We start from the raw sequence: 9,241 nt of genomic DNA, 5'->3' as shown, positions 1-9,241 counted from the left end.
CCTGAGGGTCGTAGGCCCAAAGATCGCCTGCGGCATGAACCAACTGCTCCGCCTCACGCAAATCAGCCTTGGCGTTGAGGTCCGGCTTGACCAGCATTTCAAGACCAGCAGCGATCTCAAACAGCACGCCTTCCCCAAGCTTCCCCGCATCCTCAAGAATCCCGGGAAGCTTCCCGTGCGCCTGAGTCACAAAGTCATCAAGCGTCCCGACAATGGTGGCATTCAGATGCCCGATCAGAATCTCGATCAGTGCATCGCCCAGCACCACCTTGCCGGCCTGCCGCATCTCCTGACGCACCAGAAACAGCATTGGCCGCAGGCTCATCCGCGCCGCCGCCATGCCCGGCGGAATCGGCACCATCCCGATCAGGTTGATGCCCAGACTGACCCAATCCAGCGGGTCACGCTCGTCACTGGTCGCCAGCCGAACGATGTCGTTCAGCGCATCGACCAGCGCCATGATGTTGCCCACCACCGGCAGCCCGCCGGCCACGGTCTTGATCCGCTCAAGCGTAACAACCCCGCCGCTGATGTCCTGCAGCCAGGCATCGACGTTCGCCGCACCAAGACCAACGTCTTCGACCTGAATTTGATCAAGCGGAACAATCGCGACTTGGGGTTCGCGTTTCTCACCACCAACGGGAAGATTTAAGGGGGTTGCCAAGGATGCTCTCCGTGCTCAAAAAACCATCGGAAAAGGCGTGAATGCCAATCCGGGGGCCACGGAGATATCAAGGCTTGTGCCAGTTATGAATTAGCCAAGCAAAATCAATAGCTTAAGAGGAAAAATGACGGGTTTTAGCGATTGCCAACCCTAAGAACAAAGTAAAAGTGCGCAAGAAGTTGCGCACCCCTGCGCAACTTCTTGCGCACTCGTCTGCAGGCCACAGAAGACGTGGCTTACAGCGCAGAAAGCCCCCTGAAACACACAATCAAGTGCGCAACTTCTTGCGCATCATGGCAATAAAATACCAACGCTCTAAACGGGCTAACCCGATCACTCAAGCACGGCCGCTCTACCCTGTCGCACCGCCAGAATGCGCGGCAGGTTTTCCTCGATCCAGGTCGTCAGCCCGTCCATCTGCAAGGCAACCTCCCTGCCCATCGCCGTCAGGCGGTATTCAACATGGGGCGGCACCACCGGCAGCGCTTTGCGGTCGACAAACCCGTCCTGTTCCAGGCTCTGCAGCGTCTGCGAAAGCATCTTTTCACTGACACCGCCGATCTTGCGCCGCAGCTCGCTGAACCGGTGCGTGCCGTCGAGCAACACCACCAGCACCAACACGCCCCAGCGGCTGCACACATGATTAAGGATTTCCCGCGAAGGACAGTCACGGGCCAGCACCTCACCGGTACGGATCCGCTCCAGCAGAGAGACACTGCCTACAAAGGGAGAAGCAATATCGTTCATCACACTTACCTTTTCGTACGTACTTACGAAAGGTTAGCACGCTGAGTATGCTGATCGCCCTATCACCTTGTTCGGGAATCATCATGATCGTCATCACCGGTGCATCAGGCCAGCTGGGCCGCCTCGTCATCGCTCAATTGCTGAAAACCGTGCCTGCCTCGCAGATCGTTGCGGCCGCCCGTGACCCGGAAAAAGTGGCCGACCTTGCCGCAAAAGGCGTGCAGGTCCGCCACGCAGACTACGCAAAACCCGACACGCTGGACCGCGCCTTTGAAGGCGCCGAAAAAATCCTGCTGATCTCGTCCAGTGAAGTGGGCCAGCGCGTGGCTCAGCATCAGGCGGTGATCGACGCGGCCCGCCGCGCCGGCGTGAAACTGCTGGCCTACACCAGCGTGCTCCACGCCGACACCTCGGCGCTGGCCCTGGCCGAGGAACACAAACAGACCGAGGAGGCACTGACGCAAGCCGGCGTCCCGGCGGTGGTGTTGCGCAACGGTTGGTATCACGAAAACTACACGGCCGGCGTGGCCCACGCGGTGGCGAACGGCGCGCACTACGGCAGCGCGGGCGAAGGCCGGATCAGCTCAGCCGCGCGGGCGGATTATGCAGAGGCGGCGGCCATCGTGCTGACGGCGAGTGACGATCAGGCGGGCAAGGTGTACGAGTTGGCCGGCGATGAGTCCTACACGCTCAAGGCATTCGCTGCTCAAATCGCCCAGCAATCCGGCAAGCCTGTCGTCTACACCGATCTTCCAGAGGCCGACTACAAAGCAGTGTTGCTGCAGGCCGGGCTGCCGGACTTCGTCGCCGAGTTGCTCGCCAACTCCGATGCCGCCGCGGCCAAAGGTGCGCTGTTCGACGACGGTGGGCAGTTGAGCCGCCTGATGGGCCGGCCGACCACGCCACTGTCCACCAGCATTACTGAGGCGCTATCCCATTAACATTCGCCGCCACCACCTGCAACAGCGGGCGGCGCGCCAGCACGTCCACTGAATGATTTGCGCCCACCACGGTCGGAACTAATGACAGCGCACCACGCGCTGGCCAAGGAGTTTCGAATGAATAGCAAATCGCTCATTGCCGGTCTGGCGATTTTGGGTAGCATTTCCGTTACGAGTTTTACGGTGCAGGCCGCCAACGCAACGGAGCCAACCATTCAACCTTCCAGGGACAACATGCGGGAGCTCGAAGTCGGCAGCCGTTCGCCGCAGGAATTTCAGCGTCCCGATGCCGCGCTCAAGGACTGGAAAGCCAAGGGCCTGGAAGAACCGGCCAAGATGAGTCAGTGGGTGCGCATCCACGATAAATACGTTGAAGTGCAGACGACTAATGGCCAGATCACCAAGATTGTCCCGATCGAAAAGTAAATCGGGGCACTGACCCAGTGCGTCGGGTTTCGGGGCGCACGCCAAACGAAAAAAGTGTCGAGAAAGAATTCCAATAACGACCAAAGGAATTTCCCATGAACATGAAAAAACTGATGGCTTGCGCGGCCGTGGTCGCTTGTCTGGGCGGGGCCAGCTTCTCTGCAGCAGCGCAGACCCCTGCGACGAAAAGCGTGCAGGCGGAACACACCAATGAGCAGTACAAGGTCGGCGACACCACCCATGACCTGTACAAAGACGAGCGTGTCGGCGTCAAGGACTGGCAAGGCAAGGGCCTCACTGCGCCCAGGGAAGGTACGCAATGGGTGCTGATCAGCGATAAATACGCGCTTATCAACATGGAAGACGGCAAGGTCCTCGACATCGCGCCGGGCAACCTCAAACCGTTGAAAAAGTAATCCCCGCTACGCCCGTCACCGTGCCCGACACCCGTCGGGCATCGCTTTGCCAGCTCCCTCTCCCAACGCCCGCCTCGTCCGCTTTTCGCTGACAACAAAGGTTGCACCCTGACGATAGCGCCCTCTACTCTGCGCCTCTCGTTTGTTGCGTCATGGGCCCGGGTTCGATGTCTTCCGTTTTGAATGTCTTGCTGCCGATCTTCGCGCTCATCCTCGTGGGCTACCTCTGTCGCCGTACCAACCGTTTAGGGCCGACTGCCGCGTCTGAAATCAACCGGATGGTGGTCTGGCTGTGCTTGCCCGCGCTGCTGTTCACGGCCACCGCACATGCCACCTGGGCGCAGATCTGGCACCCGGGCTTCGTGCTGACCTTTACCCTTTCGACCCTGGCGATGTTCGTCATTACCTTGCTGCTGCGGCGCCGAAGGGCCGGGCATTTCGCCGATGCCAGCATCGATGCCCTCAGCGCTTCCTACGCCAATACCGGCTACATCGGCATTCCGCTGTGCGTCATGGTGCTGGGCCAGGAAGGCCTGGAGCCGGCCCTCATCGCGTCGTTGCTGGTGGTGTGCGTGGTGTTTGGCATCGCCCTGGTGTGCATCGAAATCGGTCTGCAAAGCGAGGCCCGGGTGCATCGCATCGTGCTCAAAGTACTGCTGGCGCTGGCGAAAAACCCTTTGGTCGTGTCACCGATCCTCGGCGCCTGCTGGGCATCGACCGGCGCGGCATTGCCGGGCGCGCTGGACACATTCCTCAATCTGCTGGGTGCTGCGACGACGCCTTGCGCGCTGATTTCCCTGGGCCTGTTTCTCGCTCAAAAACAGCAAGGCCCGCGCGAGGGCACGACGTTGCTGGTGCTGATCAAACTGATTGCCCATCCGCTGCTGACGTGGTTTCTGGCGTTTCGCGTGTTCCACCTGCCGCCGCTGTGGGCCAACTCGGCCCTGCTGTTGAGCGCCCTGCCCACCGGCACCGGGCCGTTCATGCTGGCCGAGTACTACAAGCGCGAGGCGTCGGTGGTGTCGAGCACGATCCTGATTTCAACGCTGGGCTCGCTGGTCACGCTGTCGATGTGCATTTATTACATCAACGGATGAGGTGCTCATCCCGGCCTCTTGTCGGGCAAACGCGCGCCTGCAGGTCAGGCGTGCGCGGTGGGACCAGCGATGCATACAAGGTCACTTCAACGCCGCGACCACCGCATCGAAGAAAGCCATCGGGTCGATGGGCTCTTTGTCCACCGGCTTGGGTTGCGCGCCGAAGGTGACGATCACCACGTTATTGGCCGGGTTAACGTAGATGTTCTGACCCTGGATGCCCACCGCCGAATAGGCGCCATCTTTCACCGAGGGCGCGGTCCAGGCGGTCCACCACATGTAACCGTAATCCAGGCTCTTGCCGCCCTTGAGCGTGGTCGGCAGTGTCGCTTCCCTGACCCAGCCGTCCGGCAGAATTGAGGTGCCGTTGATCTTGCCGTCGTTCATGAAGAACAGTCCGAAGCGCCCGTAATCCCGCAGCGTCGCGCTGATCCCGCTCCCGCCGATCTCCACGCCGTCAGGCGAGTCCAGCCACCAGGTGGCGTCGCTTTCCATGCCGAAAGGCTGCCAGATCTTTTTCGACAGGTACTCGGCCAGCGGCATCTTCACCGCACCCCGCACAATCTCGCCGAGGACCTGGGTTTCACCGGTGCTGTAGTTGTTCACCGTACCGGGCTCGGCCGCGCGCGGCAGGCTCGCCATCAGCGCCATGGCCGAGTGAGGCTGCTGGGAAATCTGCGCCTTGAGCAACGCCCGCCGGTCCGACGCCGGATCGGTGTAGGTTTCGTTCCACTTCACCCCCGACGACATCATCAGCACGTTGCGCACGGTCACCCCGTCGTAGGCACTGCCTTTGAGGGCCGGCACGTAATCGACCACCTGGGCGTCGAGGCCTTTGATCAAGCCGTCCTTGATCGCCGCAGCGGTCAGTGTCGAGGTAATGGATTTCGCCATCGACATCGACATCCAGCGGGTTTTCTCGGTGTTGCCGCGCTGATAGGTCTCGAAGACGATCTTGCCGTCCTTGATCACCAGCATCGCGGTAATGCTGTCCAGCGCCACGAAGTCATACAGGTCGTACTTTTTGCCGTCGACGGTGAAGCGCACGTTGGGCAGTTGCCGATCCGACTTCGGCAACTCATAGGGGTGATCGCCGGCCTTGATAATGTGGGTGGGAAACAGCCGGCCGATATTGCGATAGGTACTGACCGCCAGGTCCGGGAGCATGGCGCCGTCGTAGATCTGCTCGACCGTTCCTATGGTTTCCCGGGCGTGGGGGTAATCGTCTGCCGATGCGCTGGACGCCAGCATGGCGGCGAGCAAGCCGAGGGACAGGGTCAGCGGCCGGTTGAAGGCGGCAGGACGGGACAAGACGGTTGAGTGCATGAGGTCTCCTTGTTTTTCGTCGGTGACAGACGTCGGCCGATTTCCGGCTCAATTCCCGGCTAAAGCCGGTCCCACTAAAAGAACGCGCGCGCTTGAACCATAGCCCACCCACCGGCATTGCACCGGGCGATCAGTTCAGTGGTTTCATACCCTGACGTCTTCGATGACCTACCTGACCGAAGCAAGGGCGAAAAAAAACCACCGCACGAAGGCGGTGGTTTTACAGACCTGCAGGACGCGTCGGGGTCAGACCTTGACGATCCAGCCCGCCGGGCCTTCGATGTCGCCGGACTGAATACCGGTCAGCTCTTTGTACAAGCGCTGGGTCACGGGACCGACCTCGGTTTCGCTGTGGAACACGTGCAGTTTGTCTTTGTAGCTGATGCCGCCGATCGGGGTGATCACTGCAGCGGTGCCGCACGCGCCGGCTTCCTTGAACAGGTCGAGCTTGTCGATGAACACCTCGCCTTCGGTGACCTTCAGGCCCAGACGGCTCTGCGCCAGTTCGATCAATGAAAGGCGGGTGATGCCCGGCAGCACGGACGGCGATTTCGGTGTGATGAACTGGTCGTCGTGGGTGATCCCGAAGAAGTTGGCCGAGCCGACTTCTTCGATCTTGGTGTGGGTCAACGGATCGAGGTAGATGGCGTCGGCGAAGTTGGCTTTCTTGGCCTCGGCGCCCGGCATCATGCTCGCGGCATAGTTACCGCCGACTTTCGCAGCACCGGTGCCTTGTGGCGCGGCGCGGTCGTAGCTGGAGATCACGAAGTTGTGCGGTTTCATGCCGCCCTTGAAGTACGGGCCCACCGGGATGCAGAACACCGAGAAGATGAACTCGGGGGCAGCGCGCACGCCGATGTTGTCGCCGACACCGATCACGAACGGGCGCAGGTACAACGCGCCGCCGGTGCCATACGGCGGGATGAAACGCTCGTTGGCGCGGACCACTTGCTTGCACGCTTCGATGAACTGCTCGGTCGGCACGTGTGGCATCAGCAGGCGGCTGCAACTGCGCTGCATGCGCGCGGCGTTCTGGTCGGGGCGAAACAGGTTGATCGAGCCGTCTTTGGCGCGATAGGCCTTGAGGCCTTCGAAGCATTGCTGGCCGTAATGCAGCGCGGTCGAGCCTTCGCTGATGTGCAGCACGTTGTCTTCGGTCAGGGTGCCTTGGTCCCACGCGCCATCGCGCCAGTGAGCCAGGTAGCGTTTGTCGGTCTTGATGTAGTCGAAGCCGAGCTTGTCCCAGTTAATGCTTTCGTTACCCATGACACCCTCTATGTCCAGGCCAGCGCGGCCGGGAGTGTCCGGCGTCTGGCGTTTCCTCGATAAGGCCCGGTACAGGACGCGACCCGTTCCGGTGTGTCGCCATATTACTGATTTTTCTCCCTGCAAACCGCCTCGGCGGCAGATGAGCTGAAAAAGATCCACTGTCGCCTGATTCAAGCCTCCTGGTTTGTGCCGTCTGTAGCAAAACAGCTGCCGGACGTGTGCAGATTCGCCAATGTTGCCTATGGTGTGTACATCGTCTGAGACAGGAGCAGCACCCATGGGTATCGATCAATTGTTTGCCGATTTGAGCAGTCTTCCCAGCATTCCCAAGGTGGCGCAGGACCTGATCAAGCAATTCGACAGCCCGTCGTCGGACTTGGGCAGCATCGCCAGCAATATCGAAAAGGATCCGGTGATCGCGGCGAAGATCCTGCGGCTGGCCAACTCCGCGCGCTTTCGCGGGGCGCGGGAGTCGTCGAGCATCGAGGATGCGGCCATGCGCCTGGGCTTCAATACCTTGCGCACGCTGGTGCTGGCGTCGGCGGTGACCGGCGCATTCAAGGCAGGACCGAGTTTTGATCTCAAGGGCTTCTGGCTGAAGAGCTTTCAGGTGGCGGGGATTTGCCGTCTGCTGGCGAAACAGTCCGGCGCTGATGCGGAAATCGCTTTCACTTGCGGGGTCATGCACGACATCGGCGAACTGCTGATCCAGACCGGCGCTCCGGCGGTTGCCGAGCGCATCAACAGCGTGACCAAGACCGGCACGACAGGCCGTGCGGCGATTGAGACGTTGCATCTGGGCTTTGGTTACCCGGAAGTCGGCGCGGAACTGGCCCGGCGCTGGGGATTGCCCGAGGTCATCCAGAACGCCATCGCGTATCAGGCGCGGCCCATGCAGGCGCCGGGTAACGCGATCCAGCCCCGCATCGTGGCTCAGGCGTTGACCATTTCTGCGGCACTGGAGAATCACGGCGGCGCCACCGCGCAGGCCAAGCAGGAAGTGGATGGGCCGTTGCTGGAGGGGGTTGACCTGGATGCGGTGTTCACCGCGCTGCCGAAGGTGCTGGAGGATGACAAGGCGTTTGCGGAGTTGTTGAGCTAGGGGGCAATCCCGTTGCGCCCAGCGCGATGGAAAGGCGGAGATGTCCGTCTAACCACAGATCTGTAGCCGGCTTGCTGGCGAAAGCGTCCGCTCAGGCACAGCAAGGGTGACTGAAAAACCGGGTTCGCCAGCAAGCCGGCTCGGATCTGTGCACGGCGCAGGTTTCGAGTGTTAACGCTAGTTCAGTGTAGGAGTGAGCTTGCTCGCGAAGGCAGCATTCCAGTCAACGCGTAGTCGCCTGAAGCGGCGGGATCGCGAGCAAGCTCACTCCTACAGGTGTGCGGCGGGATTACAGGAAGGCGTCACGCTGCAAAACCGATGGCGCTCACTCAGGCCCCTTCCCGGCTGAAGCCGGTCCTACTAGTATCAGCGCACAGCCGCTCTTGAGGACCTGTGCATGCCTGATGTTCCTGACACCCATGTCGATACCCTGCTGCAATGGATGCACGACCGCTCGTTCGTCGTGCTGACCGGCGCCGGGATCAGCACCTCTTCCGGGATTCCGGATTACCGCGACAGCGAGGGCGTGCGTCGGGGTCGGCAGCCGATGATGTTTCAGGAATTCCTCAATGCGCCCGAGGCCAGACGCCGTTACTGGGCCCGCGCGATGCTCGGCTGGCCCCGCGTTCGCGTAGCGCAACCCAACCCGGCCCACGAAGCGATTGCGCGCTTGCAGCAGCACGACCTCATCAGCGGGGTCATCACCCAGAACGTCGACACCTTGCACGATCAGGCCGGCAGTCATGATGCGGTGGAATTGCACGGCAGCCTGCATTGGGTGCTCTGCCTGGACTGCCGCCAGCGCACCGAGCGCGACATCATTCAGCTGACCCTGGTCGAGCAAAACCCTTACCTGGCGGGTGTCGATGCGGTGCAGGCGCCCGATGGCGATACCCTGCTGGACCCGGCCTTTGAGGAACGCTTCCAGGTGCCCCATTGCCCCCACTGCGGCGGCGAACGCATGAAACCTGACGTGGTGTTTTTCGGCGAGAACGTGGCACCACCCACGGCGGCCAAGGCCATGCAGCGGGTGGAAGACGCGCAAGGCCTGCTGGTCGTGGGCTCATCGCTGATGGCGTTCTCGGCGTTTCGTCTGTGCCGCGCCATCAACGATCAGGGCAAACCGCTGATCGCCATCAACCTGGGCAAAACCCGCGCCGATGACCTGCTGGATCTGAAGATCGAAGCGTCGTGCGAGGTGTTATTGCCGGCCTTGGCAGCACGGTTGCTGGAGGCGTAGGCATTGAAGGCCT

General features: G+C 61.3%; 9 protein-coding genes and 1 pseudogene. 6 read left to right on the top strand and 4 right to left on the bottom strand.

From position 1 onward, the window contains the following. Positions 1 to 664, bottom strand: a pseudogene (locus BMY98_RS08890) (RHS repeat-associated core domain-containing protein); the annotation flags it as partial. Positions 665 to 997: 333 nt separating this feature from the next. Continuing rightward, positions 998 to 1,411 carry a winged helix-turn-helix transcriptional regulator gene (locus BMY98_RS08885; protein ID WP_074887504.1) on the bottom strand — a complete coding sequence of 138 codons (414 nt, stop codon included), beginning with the start codon at positions 1,409 to 1,411 and terminating at the stop codon, positions 998 to 1,000. An 83-nt stretch (positions 1,412 to 1,494) separates the two neighbouring features. On the opposite strand from BMY98_RS08885, the gene BMY98_RS08880 reads away from it, so the two are divergent. The 4 genes from BMY98_RS08880 (at position 1,495) to BMY98_RS08865 (ending at position 4,291) form a co-directional block, all read left to right on the top strand. Further along, on the top strand, positions 1,495 to 2,352 hold the full coding sequence (locus BMY98_RS08880) for an SDR family oxidoreductase (protein ID WP_074887501.1): 858 nt from the start codon (positions 1,495 to 1,497) through the stop codon (positions 2,350 to 2,352). A gap of 117 nt (positions 2,353 to 2,469) precedes the next feature. Further along, positions 2,470 to 2,778: an RcnB family protein gene (locus BMY98_RS08875; RefSeq protein WP_074887498.1), complete on the top strand. Its 309-nt coding sequence runs from the start codon at positions 2,470 to 2,472 to the stop codon at positions 2,776 to 2,778. A gap of 95 nt (positions 2,779 to 2,873) precedes the next feature. Then, complete coding sequence (locus BMY98_RS08870) at positions 2,874 to 3,194, top strand: RcnB family protein (protein ID WP_074887496.1); 321 nt, start codon at positions 2,874 to 2,876, stop codon at positions 3,192 to 3,194. A gap of 167 nt (positions 3,195 to 3,361) precedes the next feature. Then, positions 3,362 to 4,291: an AEC family transporter gene (locus tag BMY98_RS08865; RefSeq protein ID WP_074887542.1), complete on the top strand. Its 930-nt coding sequence runs from the start codon at positions 3,362 to 3,364 to the stop codon at positions 4,289 to 4,291. 81 nt (positions 4,292 to 4,372) lie between these two features. On the opposite strand, the gene BMY98_RS08860 is transcribed toward BMY98_RS08865, so the two are convergent. Both BMY98_RS08860 and BMY98_RS08855 read right to left on the bottom strand, forming a co-directional pair. Continuing rightward, complete coding sequence (locus BMY98_RS08860) at positions 4,373 to 5,617, bottom strand: serine hydrolase domain-containing protein (RefSeq protein WP_074887493.1); 1,245 nt, start codon at positions 5,615 to 5,617, stop codon at positions 4,373 to 4,375. A 246-nt stretch (positions 5,618 to 5,863) separates the two neighbouring features. After that, complete coding sequence (locus tag BMY98_RS08855; protein ID WP_074887490.1) at positions 5,864 to 6,883, bottom strand: branched-chain amino acid aminotransferase; 1,020 nt, start codon at positions 6,881 to 6,883, stop codon at positions 5,864 to 5,866. A gap of 280 nt (positions 6,884 to 7,163) precedes the next feature. Here BMY98_RS08855 and BMY98_RS08850 point away from each other — a divergent pair, with 280 nt between their 5' ends. Then, positions 7,164 to 7,988 (top strand): HDOD domain-containing protein, encoded by an 825-nt coding sequence (locus tag BMY98_RS08850; RefSeq protein WP_245760038.1) that lies wholly within the window; start codon positions 7,164 to 7,166, stop codon positions 7,986 to 7,988. A 397-nt stretch (positions 7,989 to 8,385) separates the two neighbouring features. Beyond that, positions 8,386 to 9,228, top strand: coding sequence for an NAD-dependent protein deacetylase (locus tag BMY98_RS08845; protein WP_074887484.1), 843 nt, complete (start codon positions 8,386 to 8,388; stop codon positions 9,226 to 9,228). Positions 9,229 to 9,241: the final 13 nt, after the last annotated feature.

Origin of the sequence: Pseudomonas graminis (assembly GCF_900111735.1) — a bacterium.
GTDB classification, from domain to species: domain Bacteria; phylum Pseudomonadota; class Gammaproteobacteria; order Pseudomonadales; family Pseudomonadaceae; genus Aquipseudomonas; species Aquipseudomonas graminis.
The sequence above is the reverse complement of the archived record's forward strand: the minus strand, read 5'-3'. Positions and strand labels throughout refer to the sequence as shown.